This window comes from Lysobacter firmicutimachus (genome assembly GCF_037027445.1).
In the GTDB taxonomy this organism is placed as follows: domain Bacteria; phylum Pseudomonadota; class Gammaproteobacteria; order Xanthomonadales; family Xanthomonadaceae; genus Lysobacter; species Lysobacter firmicutimachus.
The window spans coordinates 3328992-3349628 of sequence record NZ_JBANDL010000002.1 but is presented as its reverse complement, the minus strand read 5'-3'; the positions used below and the strand labels follow the sequence as shown (position 1 = coordinate 3349628).

At 69.2% G+C, this 20637-nt stretch carries 21 protein-coding genes and 1 pseudogene; 5 read left to right on the top strand and 17 right to left on the bottom strand.

Going from position 1 to position 20637, the window contains the following annotated elements; genetic code table 11:
* Positions 1 to 180 precede the first annotated feature (180 nt).
* Together rlmB and sugE are read left to right on the top strand one after the other, a co-directional pair.
* Positions 181 to 936: a 23S rRNA (guanosine(2251)-2'-O)-methyltransferase RlmB gene (gene rlmB, locus V2J18_RS14550; protein ID WP_064749943.1), complete on the top strand. Its 756-nt coding sequence runs from the start codon at positions 181 to 183 to the stop codon at positions 934 to 936.
* 320 nt (positions 937 to 1256) lie between these two features.
* On the top strand, positions 1257 to 1568 hold the full coding sequence (gene sugE / locus V2J18_RS14545) for a quaternary ammonium compound efflux SMR transporter SugE (protein WP_064749942.1): 312 nt from the start codon (positions 1257 to 1259) through the stop codon (positions 1566 to 1568).
* A gap of 48 nt (positions 1569 to 1616) precedes the next feature.
* Here sugE and V2J18_RS14540 read toward each other — a convergent pair whose 3' ends face one another.
* The 17 genes from V2J18_RS14540 to V2J18_RS14460 all read right to left on the bottom strand — a co-directional run bounded on the left by V2J18_RS14540 (position 1617) and on the right by V2J18_RS14460 (position 17498).
* On the bottom strand, positions 1617 to 2234 hold the full coding sequence (locus V2J18_RS14540; protein ID WP_064749941.1) for a glycoside hydrolase family 19 protein: 618 nt from the start codon (positions 2232 to 2234) through the stop codon (positions 1617 to 1619).
* A 263-nt stretch (positions 2235 to 2497) separates the two neighbouring features.
* On the bottom strand, positions 2498 to 3145 hold the full coding sequence (rnt, locus tag V2J18_RS14535) for a ribonuclease T (protein WP_336132113.1): 648 nt from the start codon (positions 3143 to 3145) through the stop codon (positions 2498 to 2500).
* A gap of 102 nt (positions 3146 to 3247) precedes the next feature.
* The gene (locus V2J18_RS14530) at positions 3248 to 3928 is read right to left on the bottom strand and encodes an HvfX family Cu-binding RiPP maturation protein (RefSeq protein ID WP_336132112.1); all 681 of its coding nucleotides are present in this window, start codon (positions 3926 to 3928) and stop codon (positions 3248 to 3250) included.
* Between the two features lie 56 nt (positions 3929 to 3984).
* On the bottom strand, positions 3985 to 4761 hold the full coding sequence (locus V2J18_RS14525) for an HvfC family RiPP maturation protein (RefSeq protein WP_336132111.1): 777 nt from the start codon (positions 4759 to 4761) through the stop codon (positions 3985 to 3987).
* A gap of 15 nt (positions 4762 to 4776) precedes the next feature.
* Positions 4777 to 5634, bottom strand: coding sequence for an HvfB family MNIO-type RiPP peptide maturase (locus tag V2J18_RS14520; protein ID WP_486624507.1), 858 nt, complete (start codon positions 5632 to 5634; stop codon positions 4777 to 4779).
* Positions 5635 to 5650: 16 nt separating this feature from the next.
* Positions 5651 to 6127: an HvfA family oxazolone/thioamide-modified RiPP metallophore gene (locus tag V2J18_RS14515; protein ID WP_064750098.1), complete on the bottom strand. Its 477-nt coding sequence runs from the start codon at positions 6125 to 6127 to the stop codon at positions 5651 to 5653.
* A 174-nt stretch (positions 6128 to 6301) separates the two neighbouring features.
* Complete coding sequence (locus V2J18_RS14510) at positions 6302 to 6817, bottom strand: RNA polymerase sigma factor (RefSeq protein WP_336132109.1); 516 nt, start codon at positions 6815 to 6817, stop codon at positions 6302 to 6304.
* Between the two features lie 312 nt (positions 6818 to 7129).
* A complete protein-coding gene (phoU, locus tag V2J18_RS14505; protein WP_064750103.1) occupies positions 7130 to 7834 on the bottom strand; it encodes a phosphate signaling complex protein PhoU in 705 nt (234 codons plus the stop codon).
* A 127-nt stretch (positions 7835 to 7961) separates the two neighbouring features.
* The gene (gene pstB, locus V2J18_RS14500; protein WP_425606027.1) at positions 7962 to 8816 is read right to left on the bottom strand and encodes a phosphate ABC transporter ATP-binding protein PstB; all 855 of its coding nucleotides are present in this window, start codon (positions 8814 to 8816) and stop codon (positions 7962 to 7964) included.
* The gene (gene pstA, locus V2J18_RS14495; protein WP_064750107.1) at positions 8809 to 9714 is read right to left on the bottom strand and encodes a phosphate ABC transporter permease PstA; all 906 of its coding nucleotides are present in this window, start codon (positions 9712 to 9714) and stop codon (positions 8809 to 8811) included. The genes pstB and pstA overlap by 8 nt, the downstream gene beginning before the upstream one ends.
* Positions 9714 to 10688 carry a phosphate ABC transporter permease subunit PstC gene (gene pstC, locus V2J18_RS14490; RefSeq protein WP_336132108.1) on the bottom strand — a complete coding sequence of 325 codons (975 nt, stop codon included), beginning with the start codon at positions 10686 to 10688 and terminating at the stop codon, positions 9714 to 9716. Before pstC ends, pstA begins: the two co-directional genes overlap by 1 nt.
* Positions 10689 to 11020: 332 nt before the next feature.
* Positions 11021 to 12103 carry a phosphate ABC transporter substrate-binding protein PstS gene (pstS, locus tag V2J18_RS14485; protein WP_336132107.1) on the bottom strand — a complete coding sequence of 361 codons (1083 nt, stop codon included), beginning with the start codon at positions 12101 to 12103 and terminating at the stop codon, positions 11021 to 11023.
* A 541-nt stretch (positions 12104 to 12644) separates the two neighbouring features.
* Complete coding sequence (gene pstS, locus V2J18_RS14480) at positions 12645 to 13712, bottom strand: phosphate ABC transporter substrate-binding protein PstS (RefSeq protein ID WP_064750112.1); 1068 nt, start codon at positions 13710 to 13712, stop codon at positions 12645 to 12647.
* A 148-nt stretch (positions 13713 to 13860) separates the two neighbouring features.
* Positions 13861 to 15135, bottom strand: a complete 1275-nt coding sequence (locus tag V2J18_RS14475; RefSeq protein ID WP_064750113.1) for an OprO/OprP family phosphate-selective porin — start codon at positions 15133 to 15135, stop codon at positions 13861 to 13863.
* A 145-nt stretch (positions 15136 to 15280) separates the two neighbouring features.
* Positions 15281 to 15913, bottom strand: a complete 633-nt coding sequence (gene nth, locus V2J18_RS14470) for an endonuclease III (RefSeq protein WP_425606112.1) — start codon at positions 15911 to 15913, stop codon at positions 15281 to 15283.
* 359 nt (positions 15914 to 16272) lie between these two features.
* Positions 16273 to 16704: a hypothetical protein gene (locus tag V2J18_RS14465; RefSeq protein ID WP_336132105.1), complete on the bottom strand. Its 432-nt coding sequence runs from the start codon at positions 16702 to 16704 to the stop codon at positions 16273 to 16275.
* An 11-nt stretch (positions 16705 to 16715) separates the two neighbouring features.
* Positions 16716 to 17498, bottom strand: coding sequence for an enoyl-CoA hydratase/isomerase family protein (locus V2J18_RS14460; protein WP_064750115.1), 783 nt, complete (start codon positions 17496 to 17498; stop codon positions 16716 to 16718).
* Positions 17499 to 17738: 240 nt separating this feature from the next.
* Here V2J18_RS14460 and V2J18_RS14455 point away from each other — a divergent pair, with 240 nt between their 5' ends.
* The 3 genes and pseudogenes from V2J18_RS14455 to V2J18_RS14445 all read left to right on the top strand — a co-directional run bounded on the left by V2J18_RS14455 (position 17739) and on the right by V2J18_RS14445 (position 20263).
* Positions 17739 to 18425, top strand: a complete 687-nt coding sequence (locus tag V2J18_RS14455; RefSeq protein ID WP_064750116.1) for an FKBP-type peptidyl-prolyl cis-trans isomerase N-terminal domain-containing protein — start codon at positions 17739 to 17741, stop codon at positions 18423 to 18425.
* A 148-nt stretch (positions 18426 to 18573) separates the two neighbouring features.
* Positions 18574 to 19415: pseudogene (locus V2J18_RS14450) on the top strand (NUDIX hydrolase).
* Complete coding sequence (locus tag V2J18_RS14445) at positions 19397 to 20263, top strand: sulfurtransferase (protein ID WP_425606111.1); 867 nt, start codon at positions 19397 to 19399, stop codon at positions 20261 to 20263. The pseudogene V2J18_RS14450 and the gene V2J18_RS14445 overlap by 19 nt, the downstream one beginning before the upstream one ends.
* Positions 20264 to 20637: the final 374 nt, after the last annotated feature.

The following is a 20637-nucleotide window of genomic DNA, read 5'->3' as shown; positions in this document are numbered from 1 at the left end:
GTGAACCGGTTTCGTCGGCCCTGGCGAGGCAGGGAGATCGGCTTCGAACCCGCCTCGGCGCCGATCCCGCCAACCGCGCCGGGCCGGGCCCGGTGCGGCCGGGTAGCTTAGAATTGCCGTCCGCCCCCGCCGCGCCGCCGTTCCAGCCGTCGCGCGGCCTCCCAGCCCCACGGAAGTCCCATGAGCCAGAAACAATGGATCGCCGGCATCAATGCCGTGTCCGCCGCGATCGAACACGATGCGCAGAACGTGCGCGAGGTCCTGATCGAAGCCGGGGCCAAGAACCCGCGCCTGGCCGAGATCGAGACCGCCGCGCGCCGCGCCGACATCGACGTGCGCCGGGTCGCGACCCAGGCGCTGGACGGCGTGGTCGGCGGATTGCGTCATCAGGGCGTGGTGGCGCGTTACGCCGCGGCCAAGACCTGGAACGAGAACGAGCTGGAAGGGCTGATCGAGGCCGCCGAAGGCCGTGCCCTGGTGCTGGTGCTCGACGGCGTGCAGGACCCGCACAACCTCGGCGCCTGCCTGCGCAGCGCCGCCGCGGCCGGCGCTACCGCGGTGATCATCCCCAAGGACAAGTCGGTGCAGGTCAATGCCACCGTGCGCAAGACCTCGGCCGGCGCCGCCGATAGCATTCCGGTGATTCCGGTGACCAACCTGGCGCGCGCGTTGCGCGACCTGCAGCAGCTGGGCGTGTGGATCTACGGCTTGGCCGGCGAAGCCGAGGCCTCGCTGTACGCGATCGACCTGCGCGGCAACGTCGCCCTGGTGCTGGGCGGCGAAGCCGACGGCCTGCGCCGCCTGACGCGCGATACCTGCGATCAGTTGGTCAAGATCCCGATGCCGGGCGGCAACGCCGCCGGTGGCGTGGAAAGCCTGAACGTCTCGGTCGCCGCCGGCGTGACCCTGTTCGAAGCGGTGCGCCAGCGCGGCTGAGGCCGGGCGCCCGCAGGACGGTCGGCGCGCGCGGCACGCCGGCGGGCAGGACGCACGCGGCGGGTAGAAGGGATGCGCAAGAACGAGAAGCGTCGGCGCCCGCCCGCAGCCCCGTTCGGCGCCTGCGCGCGGCATTTCCTCGCGCCTTCACGCGCCGTCCTCCTCTGTAACCCCCCGCTGACCCCGGGGATGCCGCTGCGCTCCGCTCGTGTCGGGCGCCGATATACTGCGCCGCGATCCGGGACGACCCGGGTCCGCGCAGCCCGCCAGGGGCGCGCGTTTTCGTCAGGGGACGGCCCCATCTGCATGGGAGCTGCGTCATGCCCTGGATTCTGCTCGTTCTCGCCGGCCTGTTCGAAGTGGGTTGGGCGATCGGCCTCAAGTACACCGAAGGTTTCACCCGCTTGTGGCCTTCGGTCGGCACCGTTGCGGCGATGGCGATCAGCGTCGGCCTGCTCGGCCTGGCGATGAAATCGCTGCCGGTCGGCACCGCGTACGCGATCTGGGTCGGCGTCGGCGCGGTCGGCACGGTGATCCTCGGCATCGTCCTGTTCAACGAGCCGGCGAATGCGCTGCGCGTGGCCAGCGTGGTCCTGATCGTCGCCGGCCTGATCGGCCTCAAGCTCGCCTGAGCGCCTGCGCCCGCGCCGTCGTCGCGACGGCGCGGGCGCGATCTCCGCTCAGGCCGGCTCCAACGCGCTGGCGAACAATTCGTCGAAACGGCGGGCGATGTCGGCGATGGTCTGAGCCTTGTCCATGCCGTTGATGATGCGCCGCGCTTCCTCGTAGTTCGGCGCCTGGCCCGGCTTGAAGTAGTGGTCGAGCTTCTTGCCGGTGAACCAGCCTTTCTTCATGCCTTCCATCGCGATCGCATAGGCGATCTCCGGTTTCTTGGCGTCGTCGGGCTTGCCCAGCAGGTCGACGCCGAGCAGCTTGCCGGCGCGTTCGTAGTTGGTGCGGCCGGTCAGCTGCACGTAGCCGCGGCCGTGATAACGCGCGCCGTCGCCGGGCTTGGTGTTGCCCAGCGCTTTGCCGATCCGGGTGTGCGCGCCGTACAGCCGTTCGAAGCGGGCATCGTCGCCGAACTCGTCGATCGGGCGCAGGGTATGCGCGGTCTCCCACTTGAAGGTGGCCATGCAATAGGCGATCTGCTGCCGGTGCACCGCACTGTCGGTGAAGCTGCGGTCCTGCTCGATGCGCCCCATCAGGAAACGCAGCGCCTGCACCAAATCCTCGCGCAGCGGCCCGAAGCGCCGGCGATAACCGTCGAGAAACTGCTCGTCGTCGAAAGCGAACATCCTGTCCTCCCGTCCTGGGCCGCGACCCGCGTCGCGGGCCGTTATCGGGCGGCGCAGCGCCGCTCGCACTCCAGGAAACGAGGCCGCACGAGGCGGACGGCCAGGACCGGCATGTTGCGCGCGCGCAACATCGGCACGCGAACGCGAACGCGCGTCAATCGAGCCGATAGCGCTCGGCGACGGCCTCAGCTGCGCTATCGTACTGCCATGAGAGGTACGCGAACGCCTTTATCGGTGATCGATGCCGTTCTGCCGTGGCAGGCTCAGCCGCGCGCGGCGCCGGCCGGCCAGGCGTTGACGATCTTGCAGAACAACTCGGCGGTGCGCTCGGTGTCGTAGACCGCCGAGTGCGCTTCCTGCGCGTTCCACTGCAGGCCGGCGGCCTGCACGGCGCGGGCGAGCACGGTCTGGCCGTAGGCGACGCCGGCGAGGGTCACGGTGTCGAACACGCTGAAAGGATGGAAGGGGTTGCGCTTGTGGCCGCTGCGCGCGACCGCGGCGTTGAGGAAATTGAGGTCGAAATGGGCGTTGTGGCCGACCAGGATGGCGCGCTGGCAGCTGTGGCGCTTGACCGCGTCGCGCACCGGCGCGAACACCTGCTCCAGCGCCTGCCGCTCGGGCTTGGCGTCGCGGAAGGGGTGGTCGATGTCGATACCGGTCACTTCCAGCGACTTGGGGTCGATCAGGGTGCCCGGAGCCGGCACCACGTGGGCGCTGGCGACCGCGCCCGGCACCAGCAGGCCGTCGCCGTCGAGTTCCAGCGGCTGCACGGCGATTTCCAGCAGGGCATGCCTGTTCCAGTCGAATCCGCCGGTCTCGACGTCGACGACCACCGGCAGATAGCCGCGGAAACGGGTGGCGAGGGTGGGCTGCGCGACGGGGGCGGGAGCGAGGGGGCCGGTTTCGATCATGGGCGAAAGCCTAGCAGGTTGATGCTGAGCCTTCGTCCGTACGCCGCCGCGACGGCGGGCGGCGGCCGCCGCGGCGTTCCGGCCGCGGCGAGCGCAGCGGGTTCAGCTCGTTGTCGCGACGGCGTGGCGCGGCCCGAGGCGCGCCCCGGCGATCAGCGCCACCGCGCCGAGTCCGGCCAGGGCCAGGCCCGGCGCCGGCAGCAGCATCGCCACGAGCAGGCCGAACGGCGCCAGGACCAGGCCCCAACCGAACAAATCGGCTTGCGCGGCGGTCGCCGGCAACGCCGTGCGCCGCGCCAGCCAGGCGTCCAGGCTCAGGCGCCCGGGGCCGCCGAGAATCAGCGGCCACAGCATGACCAGAAAGATCAACGGCAGCTTGTAGTTGCCGCCGCCGCTGTCGCTGATCGCATAGCCCTGGGCGAGCTGGGCCAGGCCCATCCAGTCCTGCGGCCAGTGCACGGCGGCGGTGGCGACCACGGTCAGCACGAACAGCGAGGCGGCGGCGAACCGGGTGGCCAGGCCGAGCAACAGCGCGATCGCGCCGAGCAGTTCGAACCAGGTCGCCAGCGACCAGCTGAGCGTGGCCGGCACGCGGTCGAACGGGAACGGGAACTGGGCCATGATCTCGCCGAACCAGTTCTCGCCATGGAGCTTCTCGCGCCCCGATTCGAAGAACTCCCAGGCCAGGATCAGGCGCAAGCCCACCGGCGCCAGCCAGGCGCCGACGCCGTCCAGGCGGTCGCGCAGGGACAGGCAGGATCTCAACAGGCACAACGACGGCATGAGGCACTCCACGGTCGCGCCGGAAATGCCGGCGCTTTACCGATAAGAGGCGCCGATCAGGCGGCAGGATTCGCGGCGGAGAAAAAAATCACCGCATTGGCGCGCATCTGCCGCAGCAGGCCGTGGCCGAGTTCGAGGAACGCGGCCGGGTCGTCGCTGCCGGCTTCGGCGGCCAGGGCGGTGAGTTGTTCGCGTGCGCTCAGCTGCGGCGCTTCGCCGATGCGTTCGACCAGGCGATAGGCCAGCGGGCTGAGCTCGGAGAACCGGACTTCGCCGTCGGCCTCGCGGCGCAGCAACAGCAGACTGGGCGTCTGCGGCGCGTGCTCGGGGACGAAGCCGGGGCCGATGCGGTGCACCGGCCAGGCGTAGGCCAGGGGCCAGGCCAGCGGCGACAACTGCGGTGCGTGCTCCAGCAGGTCCGCGTCGGCGATGCCGGCGTCGTCGCGCGGGGGCTGCGCTTCGCTCAGTTGCAGGGCCAGTTCGACCCATTCGTAATGCGCCAGCTCGGTCAGGAACGGCGGGTCGCCGATGGCGTCGCGCTGCTCCAGATAGCGCATGAACTCGCGCGCGATCTCAGGAAACAGCGGGGTGCGGCAACGATGGTCGCGGTAGAAGTCGCGCACCAGGCGCGGCCAGCGTTCGTCGCCGAGCAGCCGGCTGATGACCGGGAAGTTGCCCGCCAGCAGGCCTTCGATGTTGTTGAAGAACAGGTCGCGGTAGATGCCCAGGCGGCGGTCTTCCAGGCCGGCCGGGGCCGGACTGGCCTGCGGGTCGCGCAGGTGGCGGGTCAATTCGAATTGTTGCGCGCGCAGGCGCGAAGGAGCGTCGTTCATGGGCGGTGCCTGGACTCAGCCGCGGGCGCGGCGGGCCGCGGCGGGCGCGGCCTCGACGAGGAGGCGGCGCACCTGGCCGAGTTCGCCGAGCAGTTCTTCGTAGGGCGGGAAGTTGAAGTCGCGCTCGAGCAGGGTGGGGCGTTGGCCGAACAAGCGGTAGGCCTCGCCGAGCAACGACCACACCGCGTCCTTGACCGGCGCGCCATGCGTGTCGAGCTTCAGATCCTCGGCTTCGTCGTAGTGGCCGGCGACGTGCAGGTAGGCGACGCGTTCGGCCGGCATCGCGGCGAGGAAGGCGCGCGCGTCGTAGCGGTGATTGATCGAGTTGACGTAGACGTTGTTGACGTCCAGCAGCAGATCGCAGTCGGCTTCGGCGAGCACGGCGAGGGTGAACTCGATCTCGCTCATCTCCTGGTGCGGTGCGGCGTAGTAGGAGGCGTTCTCGATCGCGATCCGGCGCCCGACCAGGTCCTGGGTGCGGCGGACGCGCGCGGCGACGTGGCGCACGGCTTCTTCGGTGAACGGAATCGGCAGCAGGTCGTAGAGGTGGCCGTCGTCGCTGCAATAGCTCAGATGCTCGCTGTAGCAGACGACGCGGTGTTCGTCGAGAAAACGGCGGGCCCGGGCGAGGAAGGTCTCGTCCAGCGGCTCGGTGCCGCCCAGCGACAGCGACAGGCCGTGGCAGAGCAGCGGATGGCGCGCGCTGAGTTCGCGCAGGGCTTCGCCGTAGCGGCCGCCGACGCCGATCCAGTTTTCCGGTGCGCATTCGAGGAAATCGAAATCTCCGTCCGCGGCGGACTGCAGCGGGCCCAGCAGGGCCCGCCGCAGGCCGAGGCCGACGGCATCCGGTTTCAAGGGACGCGAGCCGTCCATCGTCATCGCGCTGCGATCAGACCGAGCCGCCGCACTTGCCTTCGCCGCACTTGCCTTCACCGGCCTTCTTGGCCGCCGGCTTGGCCGCGGCGGGCTTGGCTGCGTCCTTCTTGTCGCCGCCGCACTTGCCCTCGCCGCACTTGCCTTCGCCGGCCTTCTTGTCGGCACCGCACTTGCCTTCGCCGCACTTGCCTTCGGCGTGCTTCTTGTCGGCGCCGCACTTGCCTTCGCCGCACTTGCCCTCGGCGGCCTTCTTGTCGCCGCCGCAGCTGCCTTCCTTGGCCTTCTTGTCGGCGCCGCAGGTGCCTTCGGCCTTCTTGGCGTCGGTGGCCTTGGCGTCGGCGGCCTTGTCGGCGGTCTGCGCCGATTGCGCGCCCAGCAGGTAGCCCTGCGACAGGTCGGTCATCGCGAACGCGGAAGCCGACAGGCTCAGGCCGCCGATCAGGGTGGCGCCGAGGGCGAGGGCGACGGGCTTCTTGATTTGCTTGGACATGGAATCACTCCTACGTGGCGATGTCGGCGGGGTTCCGCCGGTTGGGATGACGGTCCGACGGGTCGGGTCCGTGGTTTGCGTTGAATTCGGCGTTGCGGGAAAGGCGATGGAGCGGATCAACAGAAACATACGCAATCCGGCGTCGCCGGGTGCCATGCGGCGGCCTGGGCGAGGTCAAGGCTGCAGGTACTCGCGGGCGAGCACGCGAGCGCGGTGCAGGCGCGACTTCACCGCCTCGCGGGTCATCCGCAGGCGCGCGCCGATCTCCTCGACGGTCAGACCTTCCAGATCGCGCAGCAGAATGATCTCGCGGTAGTGGGCGGGCAGGGATTCCAGCGCCGCGGCGACATCGTGGCGCCACTCGGCCGGTTCCGGCGTCACCACCGGCATGATCTCCTCGCCGATCGGCTCGCCGCTGAGCAGGCGCCTGGCGCGCTTGAGCCGGTTGCATTCGCGCTTGACGATGCGGAAGGTCCAGGACACGAAGCATTCCAGCATGCGCAGGTCACGCAGCTTGCGCGAGACGGTGATCAGGCTTTCTTGGACCGCGTCCTCGACGTCGTTGATGACGCAGTGGAATTCGGCGTAGCGGCGCAGGTCCTGGCGCGAATGCGTCAAGACGCGCTCGAGCGCCGCCCGATCGCCCGAGCGGGCCGCCGCCAAATCTCCGTTGGCCATCAGCAGGGTCATGCCGGTCCTCCTCCGGGTTGCCAAAATACACCGCGCCGCCGCGTTGCGGGCATGTACCAAGAGGGGGGGAGGGGGCGAATGGGTTCGCGCAACGCGACCGGCGTCGCGTTTTGTTCAGAGCGGATTCAGTCCCAAGGCACAGAAACCGCTTGCATGCGCGCTATCGCGGCGAAACCGCGATTCATGGCCGACGCGATGGCGCTGCGGCGAGGCGGCGACGGAATGCGGCCGGCTCTCTGCCGGAGTTACGACGCGGGCCGGATTATGTTGCGGCGCAACGCGGGCGGGCGCGCGCGGCGCCCGCCCACCGGTTCAGACCGGGCTGGCGGTGTTGGTGTCGTCGCGCTTCTCGCGCGGCGGCAGCGGCTGCTCGCCCTTGACCAGGAACCAGACGTTCTCGGCGATGTTGGTGGCGTGGTCGCCGATCCGTTCGATGTTCTTGGCCATGAACAGCAGATGCGTGCAGGCGGTGATGCTGCGCGCGTCTTCCATCATGTAGGTCAGCAGTTCGCGGAACAGGCCGGTGTAGGCGGTGTCGATTTCGGCGTCGCGTGCGCGCACCCGCTGGGCCAGTTCGACGTCGTTGTCGCGGTAGGCGGCCAGGACGTCGCGCAGCTGCGCCACCGCCAGGGTGCCCAGCGCGTGCAGCCCGGCCACGTGCGGCAGCGGCGGCGCCAGATTCAACGCGGTCGAGCGCTTGGCGACGTTGGCCGCGTAGTCGCCGACCCGCTCGATGTCCGAGGCGATGCGGATCGCCGCCAGGATCTCGCGCAGGTCGCGGGCCATCGGCCCGCGCAGGGCCAGCTTCATGACGTCGTGGCTGATTTCCTGCTCCAGCGCGTCGATCGCCTCGTCGTTGGCGATGATGCGCTCGGCGGCCTTGTCGTCGCGGCGCTGCACCACGTCCAACGCGGCTTCCAACTGCGACGCCGCCATCTCGCCCATGCGCAGGGTTTCGTCGAGCAAGCGGCGCTGCTCGTCGTCGTAGCTTTTGACGATATGGTCGTGCATGGTCATGGGCGGGGATTCGTGATTCGGGATTAGGGATTGGTGAAAGGCGACTGCAACAGCAACGGCTCCGGATCGGGGTGGGAGAGGGCCGCTTTTGCGAATCCCGAATCCCCAATCCCCAATCCCGGCCGGTTCAACCGAACCGGCCGGTAATGTAATCCTCGGTCTGCTGCTTGGTCGGCTGCGAGAAGATCTGTTCGGTCGCGCCGTGCTCGATCAGGTCGCCAAGGTACATGAAGGCGGTGAAGTCGGAGACGCGCGCGGCCTGCTGCATGTTGTGGGTCACGATCGCGATGGTGTAGTCCTTCTTCAGCTCCTCCACCAACTGCTCGATGCGGCTGGTCGAGATCGGGTCCAACGCCGAGGTCGGTTCGTCCAGCAGCAGCACGTCCGGGCGCAAGGCCACGGCGCGGGCGATGCACAGGCGTTGCTGCTGGCCGCCGGACAGGCCGAGCGCGCTCTGGCCCAGCTTGTCCTTGACCTCGTCCCACAGCGCGCCCTGGCGCAGGGCCTGTTCGACGCGATCGTTCATTTCCGACTTGGACAGCTTCTCGTGGTGGCGGATGCCGTAGGCCACGTTCTCGAAGATGGTCATCGGGAACGGCACCGGCTTCTGGAAGACCATGCCGACCTTGCTGCGCAGCCGATTCATCGGATAGCGCGCGTCGAGGATGTTCTCGCCGTCCAGCAGCACTTCGCCGCGCGCTTCCAGCTTCGGGTACAGGGCGTAGATGCGGTTGAAGATGCGCAGCAGGGTCGACTTGCCGCAGCCGGAAGGTCCGATCAGCGCGGTGACGCGCTTTTCCGGGATCTCCAAGTCGATGTTCTTCAGCGCGTGGAACTTGTCGTAGTAGAAGTTCAGGCCGCGCGCGGCGAGCTTCACCGGCGCGGCGGCGGCGGCCGCGCGCTCCGGAGTGGCGACGGTGAGGCGGGTCTCGTTCATGGCGGCCGGAGTACGGGCGGCGGAGAGGTTGGACAGGTCAGTCATTGGAGATCCGTTTGCGCAGCACCAGGGTGCGGGCGAGCAGGCTGACGATCAGGACGAAGAAGGTGAGCACCAGGGCGCCGGCCCAGGCCAGGGTTTGCCAGGTTTCGTACGGGCTGCCGGCGAACTGGTTCATCACCACCGGCACGCTGGCCATCGGCTGCAGCACGTTGTGGTTCCAGTATTGGTTGCCGAAGGCGGTGAACAGCAGCGGCGCGGTTTCGCCGGAGATGCGCGCCAGGGCCAGCAGCACGCCGGTGACGATGCCGGCCGAGGCGCTGCGGTACAGCACCTGCACGATCACTTTCCACTGCGGCACGCCCAGCGACAGCGCCGCTTCGCGCATCTGCGCCGGCACCAGGCGCAGCATCTCGTCGGTGGTGCGCACCACCACCGGCAGGACGATGAAGGCCAGCGAGATCGCGCCGGCCAGGGCGGAGAAGTTGCCGCCGGTCTGCATCACCACCAGGGTGTAGACGAACAGGCCGAGCACGATCGACGGCGCCGACAGCAGGATGTCGTTGACGAAGCGCACCACCGTGCCGATCTTGCGCCCGGCGCCGTATTCGGCCAGCCAGGTGCCGGCGGCGATGCCCAGCGGGGTGCCGATCGCGATGGCGATCGCGCACATCACCGCGCTGCCGAAGAAGGCGTTCATCAGGCCGCCTTCCTGCATCGGCGGCGGCGTGTTCTGGGTGAACAGCGCCCAGTCGATCCCGCCCAGGCCCTTGGCGATCAGGGTGTAGAGGATCCAGCCGAGGAAGAACAGGCCGAAGCCGGCGGCGGCGCAGGCCAGCAGCACCGAGGCGGCGTTGACCAGGCGACGGCGGCGGTACAGGGCGTCGGCGGTGCGGTGGCGTTGCTGCAGGGCCGGGTCGGCCGTAGCGGTAGCGGCGCTCATCAGGTGCCCTCCTTGCGCGAGAGTTTCAGCAGCATCAACCGCGCGGCGGCGAGCACGACGAAGGTGACGATGAACAGCACGAAGCCGAGCAGCAGCAGGGCCGAGCGGTAGGTCTCGGTGGCTTCGCCGAAGTCGTTGGCGATCAGCGCGGCGATGGTGGTGCCGGGTTCGAGCAGCGAGGCCGAGAAGTTGACCGAGTTGCCGATCACGAACGCCACCGCCATGGTCTCGCCGAGCGCGCGGCCCAGGCCGAGGAAGATGCCGCCGATCACCGCCGAGCGGGTGTAGGGCAGGACGATGTCCCAGCTGACTTCCCACTTGGTCGAGCCCAGCGCGTAAGCCGACTCCTTCAGCCGGGTGGGCACGGTCAGGAACACCTCGCGCATCACCGAGGAGATGAACGGGATCACCATGATCGCCAGGACGATGCCGGCGGTGAGCATGCCGATGCCCAGCGGCGGCCCCTGGAACAGCTTGCCGATCACCGGCCAGGCGCCGACATGGTCGTTGAGCCAGGGGGTGACGTACTCGGTCATCACCGGCACCAGCACGAACAGGCCCCACATGCCGTAGATGATCGAAGGAATGCCGGCCAACAGTTCGATCGCCGTGCCGATCGGCCCGCGCGCCCAGCGCGGCGCGACCTCGGTCAGGAAGAAGGCGATGCCGAAGCTGACCGGCACCGCGATCAGCATCGCGATCAGGGCGGTGACTACGGTGCCGTAGATGGGCACCAGCGCGCCGTACTTGTCCTCGACCGGATTCCACTCGGCGGTGACGAAGAAGCTCAGGCCCTCATGGGCGAGCACGTGGCGGCCGCCCCACAGCATCGACAGCGCTGCGCTGGCGAGGGCGAACAGGACGAAGACGACAGTAGCGGTGAGCGCGTAGCGGAACAGGCGGTCGTTGCGCGCGTCCTTGACGTCGCGCGCGGCGGGCGCGGTCGGAGCGGCAGGTAGGGCGGTCGCGTTCATTGGCGGGTGAAAGTCCGGCGGGGCCACGCGTGGGGAAGGGGTTGCGAGCGGGTGGTGCGTTTGCGGGTGCGACTGGCGGTGGTGCCTGAGGCGGTGCCTTGGATGGATCAGATGCTTTGCCCGCGATCGGGCGGAGCAAAGACCGTGGATTCCGGAGTGCGGATACTCCGAGCGCTGCGTGCGTTACCTGCCGTCGTCCCCGCGAACACGGGGATGCAGCGCTTCATTGCGGCCTGGCTTGCGTCAACCTGTGTCGCGCTGCAGGCTTTCCGACCCGGCCAGGGCGCACTGCGCCCCAGCGTTCGATGCCCCCGCCCGCGCGGGCCGGTTCGTCACTTGAACTCCGCGCTCCAGTACGCCTCGATCTGCTTGACCAGCTCCGCCGGCAGCGGCACGTAATCCAGCGACTGCGCCTGGGCCTGGCCGTTCTCGAACGCCCACTTGAAGAAAGCGCGGGTGTCGGCGCTGCGCTTGGCGTCCTTGGGCTGCTTGTGCATCAGGATGAAATTGGTCGCGGTGATCGGCCAGGACTTCTCGCCGGCGGCGTTGGTGATCACCAGGTTGAAGTCCTTGGCGTTGGCCCAGTCCGCGGTCGCGGCGGCGGCCTGGAAGGCCTCGGCGCTGGGCTGGACGAACTGGCCGGCCGCGTTCTGCAGCTGGGTGTGGGCCATCTTGTTCTGCAGCGCGTAGGCCAGTTCGACGTAGCCGATCGAGCCCTTGATCTGCTTCACGTACGAGGCCACGCCTTCGTTGCCTTTGCCGCCGACGCCGCCCGGCCACTGCACAGAGGTGCCTTCGCCGACCTTGCTCTTCCACTCCGGGCTGACCTTGGACAGGTAGTTGGAGAAGTTGAAGGTGGTGCCCGAGCCGTCGGAGCGGTGGACGATGTTGATCTTGAGATCGGGCAGGGCCACGCCCGGGTTGGCCGCGGCGATCTTGGCGTCGTTCCACTTGGCCACCGTGCCGAGGAAGATCTCGCCCAGCAGCGGGCCGGTCAGGCGCAACTGGCCCGGGGCGATGCCGTCGACGTTGACCACCGGCACCACGCCGCCGATCGCCGAGGGGAACTGGCCCAGGCCGGCGGCCGCGAGCTCGTCGCTGGCCAGCGGCTTGTCGGAGGAGCCGAAGTCGACCGTACCGGCCTTGATCTGGGCGATGCCGCCGCCGGAGCCGATCGACTGGTAGTTGACCTTGGCGCCGGTGGCCTTGTGGTAGTCGTCCGACCACTTGGACAGCAGCGGGTAGATGAAGGTGGCGCCGGCACCGGTGATCTGCGCGGCGACCTGGTCGCCGGCCGGAGCGGCCGCTTCGGTCTTGGCGTCGCCGGCCGGGGTCGGGGACTGATTGCCCGAACAGGCTGCGGTGGCGAGCGCGATGGCGAGGGACAGGACGGCGGTACGGGCCGGCGATTTCATGGCTGCTCCAAGAGGGGCCGGCGTGGGCGCCGGCTGGGTGGCGCCATTTGATGATCTTTTTGTTACACCGCTATGACATGGATCGGTAACGAATCTGTAGCGAAGCGCGGTTCCGGGTGCCGGAGGTCGCGGTTTGGCGGAGGGGGCTGCTGTCTGGCGGTCACAAAAGGCCCGGAGTCCGGCTTTGAGCGTGACGGCGGCACCCGCGATTCGGGAGGCGTCGCGCGGGCCTGGCGTGCCGGGAATCCGTTTAGCCGCAGGCAGGGCGGTCGATCCGGGCGCAAGGCGACCCCGGCCGGTCGTGTGCCGCGAGCGCCCGGGCCCCGGGGCTTGGCAGGGAGCGGCGCGCTGAAATCCCCGGCCCCGCCTTCACAGCGACGCCGTCTTGGCGTTCCACCCCCAACCCCCCAACCCCCCAACCCCCAACCCCCAATCCCCAATCCCCAATCCCCAAAACAACAACGGGCCCGAAGGCCCGTTGCGCGATCTGCTTCCCCTGGCGGCGACCGATAACCCCCCGGTCCGGTCGCCTCCGAACCGATCAGTAGTTCATGTTCGCCGACCAGTAGGTCTCGATCTGCTTGACCAGCGCGTCCGGCAGCGGCACGTAGTCCAGCGACTTGGCCTGGGCGTCGCCGTTGGCGTAGACCCAGCGGAAGAATTCCTTGGCGTTCTTGGCGCCGGCGGCGTTCTTCGGCTGCTTGTACATCAGGATGAAGTTGGTCGCGGTGATCGGCCAGGAGTTCTCGCCCGGTGCGTTGGTCATGACCAGGTAGAAGTCCTTGGCGTCGGCCCACTTGGCGCTGGCCGCGGCGGCGGAGAAGGTTTCGTCGGTCGGCAGCACGAACTTGCCGTCGGCGTTCTTCAGGCGCGAATAGGCCATCTTGTTCTGCAGCGCGTAGGACAGCTCGACGTAGCCGATGCCGCCCTGGATCTGCTTGACGTAGGCGGCCACGCCTTCGTTGCCCTTGCCGCCGATGCCGGTCGGCCACTTGACGGCGGTGCCTTCGCCGACCGAGCTCTTCCACTCGCCGCTGACCTTGGACAGGTAGTTGACGAAGTTGAAGGTGGTGCCCGAACCGTCGGAGCGGTGGACGACGGTGATCTTCTTCGCCGGCAGCTTGAGGCCGCCGTTGAGGGCGACGATCGCCGGGTCGTTCCACATGGTGACCTTGCCGAGGAAGATGTTGGCGAGGGTTTCGCCGTCCAGCTTCATCGCGCCGGAAGCCACGCCGGGGACGTTGATCACCGGCACCACGCCGCCGATCACCGACGGGAACTGGGCCAGGCCGAACTTGCTCAGTTCCTCGGGCTTGAGCGGCGCGTCGGAGGAGCCGAAATCGACCGTGGCGGCCTTGATCTGGGCGATGCCGCCGCCGGAGCCGATCGACTGGTAGTTGACCTTCTTGCCGGTGGTCTTGGCGTAGTCGGCCGACCACTTCGACATCACGGGATAGACGAAGGAAGCGCCGGCGCCGGTGACGTCGGCGGCCTGCGCGGTGACGGCGAGCGCGCTGGCGACGGCGATGGCGCTCAGGCGGAAGGACAGGGACTTGAACACGGTGGGCTCCTGAAAAGAGACGGCTGGCACGTAACCGTTGCGGCGCATTTCATAACGGTCCAATGACCGCCGCGAGGCACTTATGTGACAGCCGGGTGACACGGCACGGGCCGTGGCGCGGGAAAAATAAGGGCGCGGCAGCGCCGCGCCCGTAACGACCGTCGCCGATCGGAGGGGGAGAGAGGACCGGGACCGATTACCAGTAGAACTGGACGCGCGCGGTGATGATGTTCGGGCTGTCGTCGACCACGCGGTTGAAGGTGCGGTTGTTGTAGCGCGGGTTCTGCGAATAGGTCGCGCTGGTGCGGCCGATGTACTTGGAGCTGTCGACCATCGAGTAATCGAGCATGAACTTGAAGTTCGAGCGCCAGTACCAGTTCACGCCGACGGTCCAGGCGTCCATTTCGCCGCCGAGCACGCCGGCGACGATCGGCGCCGCGGTGGGCGTCGCGCCGGGGCGCAGCGAGCCGTCGTTGAGGTCGATCTTGTCGTAGCGCACGCCGACCTGCCACATGCCGCTGGCGGGTTCGTCGGGCAGCGGGGTGGTCGGCACGCCGGCCTTGTAGCCCCAAGTTTCGCCGGTGATGTTCCACACGCCGCTGACGTACCAGCTGTCGCCGGTGAACTTCTTGCCCGGCTGCGAGCTGGCGCGGGTCGCGTAGCGGTCGAATTCCGAACGCATGTACTCGGCCTGCAGCTTGAACGGACCGCGCACCCACAGCGCTTCGGCGCCGATGGTGTTCTGGCGGTCGACGTTGAGCATGTTGCCGGTGTCGACCAGGCGGCCCGCGGCCAGGTCGGCCTGCGGACGGGTGCGGATGCGCGCGGTGTCGGCGTCGGTGTCGAGGTCGACGTAGGACAGGCCGAAGTGCAGCAGGTTGCCCTTCTCGTTGATCGGGGCGAAGGTGCCGCGCAGGCCGAAGCCGGCGCCGTGCGCCAGGTTGCGGGTCAGCTCGCGGCCGAAATAGCTGGCGGTGATGCTCCAGTCGTTGCTGCCGTAGCTGTAGGCGGCGCCGAGACGGCGCGCGACGCCGAAGGTGTTGGTGACCATCGCCTTGGAGACGAAGTCGTTGTTCTTGGTCGAGGACAGCTCTTCCAGGCTGTTGGGCTGCTTGAACTGGCCGACCTGGATGTAGTGGTTGCTGTCGCCGCCGAGCTTGTACTTGAGGTTGACGTCGAGGAACTTGTCGGCCTTGGCGTCGTAGCCGGCGACCCACTCGATGTTGCCCGGGCCCTTGCCCTTGAGCACCAGTTCGGCGCGGCGCAGCTCGTTGTCGTTGTCCTTGCCGTCCGGCAGGTCGGCGTTGAGGTTCAGGACGTCGCTGTTGAAATCGTTGTAATCCGCCTGCAGCAGGCCTTCGAAGGAGACTTCGGAGTCGCCGATGACGTCCAGCGCGACTTCGGCATGCGCGGCCGGAGCGGCCAGCGCGGCGAGCAACGCTACGGCGAGGGTGTTACGCGAGAGTTTCATGGTCTAGCCCTGAGGCGTGGAGTGATGGCGCGCAGGCTAGGGTGTGAAAGTTGCGTAAATGTGACAGATCTGACTTATTTCGCCGGCGTGACCGCGCGATGACGCCGGCGCAACCGCCGTGCGTCGAATCCGATTCCCTTGCGAATCAGGCGGCTACGGGCTCCGGCTCGCCCGGCGTCTTGTCGGTAAAGCGGCACAGGTCGCGGATCGCGCAGTGCGGGCAATCGGGCTTGCGCGCCTTGCAGACGTAACGTCCGTGCAAGATCAGCCAGTGGTGCGCGTCCTGCAGGTACTCCGCCGGCACGGCTTTCAGCAGCGCGTCCTCGACCGCGCGCACGTCCTTGCCCGGCGCCAGGCCGGTGCGGTTGGCGACGCGGAAGATGTGGGTGTCGACCGCCATGGTCGGTTCGCCGAAAGCGGTATTGAGGACCACGTTGGCGGTCTTGCGGCCGACGCCGGGCAGGGCTTCGAGCGCGGCGCGGTCGCGCGGCACCTCGCCGCCGTGGCGTTCCAGCAGTTGTTGCGAGAGCGCCACCACGTTCGCCGCCTTGGTATTGAACAGGCCGATGGTGGCGATGTACGGCTTGAGCCCTTCGACGCCGAGCGCGGCGATCGCCTGCGGCGTGTTGGCGACCGGGAACAGCTTGCGCGTGGCCTTGTTGACGCCGACGTCGGTGGCCTGCGCGGACAGCGCGACCGCGACCAGCAATTCGAACGGCGTGGCGTAGTCCAGCTCGGTGGTCGGGTGCGGATTGAGTTCGCGCAAACGCGAGAACATCTCCTCGGCTTCGATCGGGCTCAACCGCGGCACGCGCTTGGCGGCGCGCGGCTTGGCGGAGGCCGGGCTCGATGCCGACCCGCCCGGCTTGGCCGCTGTGCGCGGCCCTGACGGACGGGCTGTCGCCGCCTTCGGCTGCGATGCGCGGGACTTCGGCGGCGCAGCACGCGTCGCGGCCGCTTTGACCGCGCCGGTTCCGGAGCCTGCGGCTTTGGACGTCGCCGGCCGGGGCACGGCGGCTTCGGCGGAGCGAGCGGCCTTCGGCCCGGCAGCGGCGGAGGCGGAGGGGCGTGCGGGGCGCTGGCGCGAGGCGGGCTTGGGCATGCGGTCGATGCGAAGGCAGTGGACGGGGGAACGGTTCAGTCCGGCGGCCGGCCGGCGGCTTTCGCCTTGGCCCGGGCCAAGGCCGCGGCGGCCGCGGCGGGCAGCGCGGGGCGTGGCGGTGCGGCCGTGGCCACAGGGGCCTGCGGCGCAGAGGCTTCTGCGGCCGCGGCGGCCGCCGCCGGTGCACCGGTGCGCTGCGCGGCCCGTTCGGCGGCGCGGCGCTGCAAGCGGGTTTCGCGTGCCCGGTAGCGCTCGCGCGCGGCCAGCGCACGCAGGCGCGCGTCGCGCGCGGTGCGCAGGCGCTGGCGGCACTCCGGTGCGCACTGCGCGCAGTCGGGAGCGAGCGGGCCGGCCAGGCCCAGCTCCAGGGCCCGGTCGAGATCGTCCGCGGTCAGGGCCAGGACGATCGCGTGCGCGGCGGCCGCGTCGGCGACGCAGCCGCAGCGGCAGGACACGGGCGCGGTCATTGCGGCGCGGCTCAGCGGCCGGCGAAGGCCGGCTTGCGGCGTTCCAGGAACGCGCCGGTGCCTTCGCGCATGTCCTCGGTCGAGAACATCAGGCCGAACTGCGCGGTTTCGTATTCCAGGCCTTCCTCGATCCCGCATTCGCCGCCGACCGCGACGCAGTCGAGCACGCCGCGCAGGGCCAGCGGCGCCGAGGCGGCGAGCTGGTCGGCCAGCTTGTAGGTTTCCGCTTCCAGCTCCGCCGCCGGCACCACCCGGTTGACGATGCCCAACTGCTGGGCGCGGGCCGCGTCGATCGGCGCGCCGAGCAGGCACAGCTCCAGGGTCGCTGCGCGCCCGGCCAGGCGCAGCAGGCGCTGGGTGCCGCCGAACCCGGGGATCAGGCCCAGATTGACTTCGGGCTGGCCGACCTTGGCGCTGTCGGCGGCGATGCGCAGATGGCAGCCCATCGCCAGTTCCAGGCCGCCGCCGAGGGCGAAGCCGTTGATCATGCCGATGACGGGCTTGGGCATTTTCTCGATCCGGCGCATCAGCTTCTGCCCGCGCAGGGAGAAATCGCGGCCCTGGACCGGGCTGAGGCCGTTCATTTCGGCGATGTCGGCGCCGGCGACGAAGGCCTTGGGGCCGGCGCCGGTCAGGATCACCGCGCGTACCGCCGGATCGGCCGCGGCGGCTTCGAAGGCGGCCAGCAGGGCGTCCAGGGTCGCGGCGTTGAGCGCGTTCAGCTTGTCGGGGCGATTGACGGTGATCTGGCGCACGGCGCCGCGATCGGCGATCAGCAGGGGCGATTCGGTCATGTGATGGCCGTTGGAGTTCGGGAAAGGGGAACGGGCGCGGCGGCCACGGAACTCTGCGCCCGCGGCGCGGTCACAGCGGGGCGGCGTCAGTGGCGGTTAAGCGCTGCCGCCGGTATCCTAACCCGTCCTGTCGGCCGCATACGACCGAGCCAGGGCTTTCAAATCGGGACAGGTTGACGATGTCCCCAGCCGATCGGGGCGGCGCAGGTCGCCCCGTGCCATTAGCGGAGATTCCACCGAATGAAGTTGCGTCTGATTGCTGCCGCCGTTGCGGCCCTGGCTCTGACCGCCGGCAACGCCGTCGCGCAGGACACTTCTACCGAGAAGGGCAAGCTGAGCTATGCGCTCGGTTACGACCTCGGCCGCAATGCCGTGGAAAGCGGCGAACAGGTCGACGTGAACACCATCGTCAAGGGTCTGCAGGACGGCTACGCCAAGAAGCAGCCGTCGGTGCCGGTCGACCAACTGCGCACTGCGGTGCAGAACATGCAGAAGCGCCAGCAGGACAAGGCCAAGGCCGAGTGGGACAAGGCCGCCGCCGAAAACAAGACCAAGAGCGACGCCTTCATCAACGCCAACAAGTCCAAGGCCGGCGTGAAGGCCCTGCCGAGCGGCGTGCAGTATCGCGTGATCGAAAACGGCACCGGCGCCAAGCCGACCCAGGCCAGCACCGTGGCCCTGGAAGTCGCCGGCCCGTTCCCGTTCGGCGAGCGTCCGGCGCAGGCGCGTCCGGCCAACTCGATCCCGGCGATCAAGGTCAGCGAGATCGAGATGGCGGCGATGCGCGAAGTGCTGCTGCAGATGCCGACCGGCTCGAAGTGGGAAGTGACCCTGCCGGCCGACAAGGCCTACGGCGCCGACCCGCGCACCCCGTTCCCGCCGAACGTTGCGGTGCAGTTCGAGATCAAGCTGGTCAGCGTCAAGTAAGACCCGCTCAGCAGTACCCACTTGCGCCGGCTCGTCCGGCGCAAGTCGTTTTTGCGGCCGGCCCGGCCGGCCGCTGCATTCGCCGAGCGCGCCGGCTGCTCCGGGCGGCGCCGCGAGGCACAATGGCCGCATGGCCAGAGTGGACGACATGACGACTTTCCGCGCGGTGCTGAGCCCCTGCATCGGCATCTGCCAACTCGGCGACGACGGCCTGTGCCAGGGCTGCCTGCGCACCACGGCCGAGATCGCGCGCTGGTCGCAAATGAACGACGACGAGCGCCTGCGCCTGATGGAGCAGGTGCTGCCGCTGCGCGAAACGGGCCGGCGATGAGCGGGGCCGCGCCCGCCGGCGGCTTCGGCGCCGATTTCCTCGTCGCCGACTCGCGCGCCCGCATCCGCCTGTTGGCGGCGCTGCATCCGCTGGATGCCGCGCCGGAGAGCGACGGCTGGAACCTCGACGACCTCAGCGGTCTGCTGCCCGAGGACGCGCTGCGCGCGCAGGCGGCGGTGCTGGTCGGCCTGGTGCCGCGCGGCGACGGCGTGCAGGTGTTGCTGACCCGGCGCACGGACGGCCTGCGCCAGCACGGCGGCCAGGTCAGCTTCCCCGGCGGCCGCATCGAGCCGGACGACGCCGACGCGGTGGCTGCGGCCTTGCGCGAAACCGAAGAGGAGATCGGCGTGCCGGGCGCGCTGATCGCGCCGCTGGGCTTTCTCGACCCGCTGGTCACCATCACCGGTTTCCGCGTGCTGCCGTTGGTGGCGACGATCGATCCGGGCTATGTCGCGCAGCCGGATCCGAACGAGGTCGCCGAGGTGTTCGAAGTGCCGCTGGCGTTCCTGCTCGACCCCGGCAACCTCACCACCCGCACCCTCGACTACAAGGGGCGCGCGCGTCACGTGCTCGAGTACCGCTGGCCGAGCCAGCGCATTTGGGGTGCGACCGCTTCGATGCTGTTGAACCTGCGGCAACGATTGGAGACGATCCGATGATGCAGTGGACCACCCTGGTATCGGCCGAAGAGCTCGCCGCCGCGCTCGGCCGCCCGGATCTGATCGTGATCGATACCCGCACCTCGCTGACCGACCGTGCGGCCAGCGAGCAGGCTTATCGCGATGCGCACATCCCCGGCGCGCGCTACGCCGACCTGGACCGCGACCTGTCCGACCATCGCAAGCGCGGCGGCGGACGCCATCCCTGGCCGGACGCGGCCGATTTCACCGCACGCCTGGGCGAGTGGGGCATCACCCCGCAGCATCAGGTCGTCGCCTACGACAGCGCCGACGGCGCGTTGGCGGCGGCGCGGCTATGGTTCCTGCTGCGCGTGCTGGGCCACCGGCACGTCGCCGTGCTCGACGGCGGCTGGCAGCGCTGGACCGCGCTCGGCCTGCCGACCGATGCGCAGGTGCCGGTGCCGCAGCCGACGCATTACCAGGCCGACTACGACCATCGCCGCCTGCTCGACGCGCAGGACGTGCGCGCGCTGCTGGATTCCGGCGGCCTGCTGATCGACGCCCGCGCCGGCGAGCGTTTCCGCGGCGAAGTCGAACCGCTCGACCGCGTCGCCGGCCACGTGCCGGGCGCGCGCAATCGGGCCTTTGCCGGCAATCTGGCCGACGGCCGCTTCAAGTCGCGCGAGGCGCTGGCGCAGGAGTTCGCGCCGCTGCTCGACGGCCGTGAGCCGAGCGAGGTTGCGGCGATGTGCGGGTCCGGCGTCACCGCCTGCCATCATCTGTTGGCGATGGCGCACGCCGGCTTCGACGGCGCGGCGCTGTACACCGGTTCGTGGAGCGGCTGGATCGAAGACCCGCAGCGCCCGGTCGCGACCGGCGCCGAGTGAGCTTGCGGCCGCTCTCCGTCCGTTCCTGCCCGCCCTGTAAGAGCGGCGCAAGCCGCGACCAAGGGACGCGCAGAGAACCCAACGCCGACGTCATCGATCGAAGCCGGAAACCGTCGCGACGGGTTGGGAGCGACGCAACTCGCGACCGCCATCCTTCACTCTAGCCGCGCGTTGTCGCCTGCCCCTGTGTAGGAGCGGCGCAAGCCGCGACCGCGCCCTTTCGGTCTCGCGGCGCGTATCGTTCGCCGGCCTCTGAAGCTTCAAAGCACCCCTTCGTCCGCGTCCTATGCCCCCCCCCTGTAGGAGCGGCGTAAGCCGCGACCCCGGGGCGCGCAGAGAAATCGACGCCTTCGCCATCGATCGAAGCCCGAAAC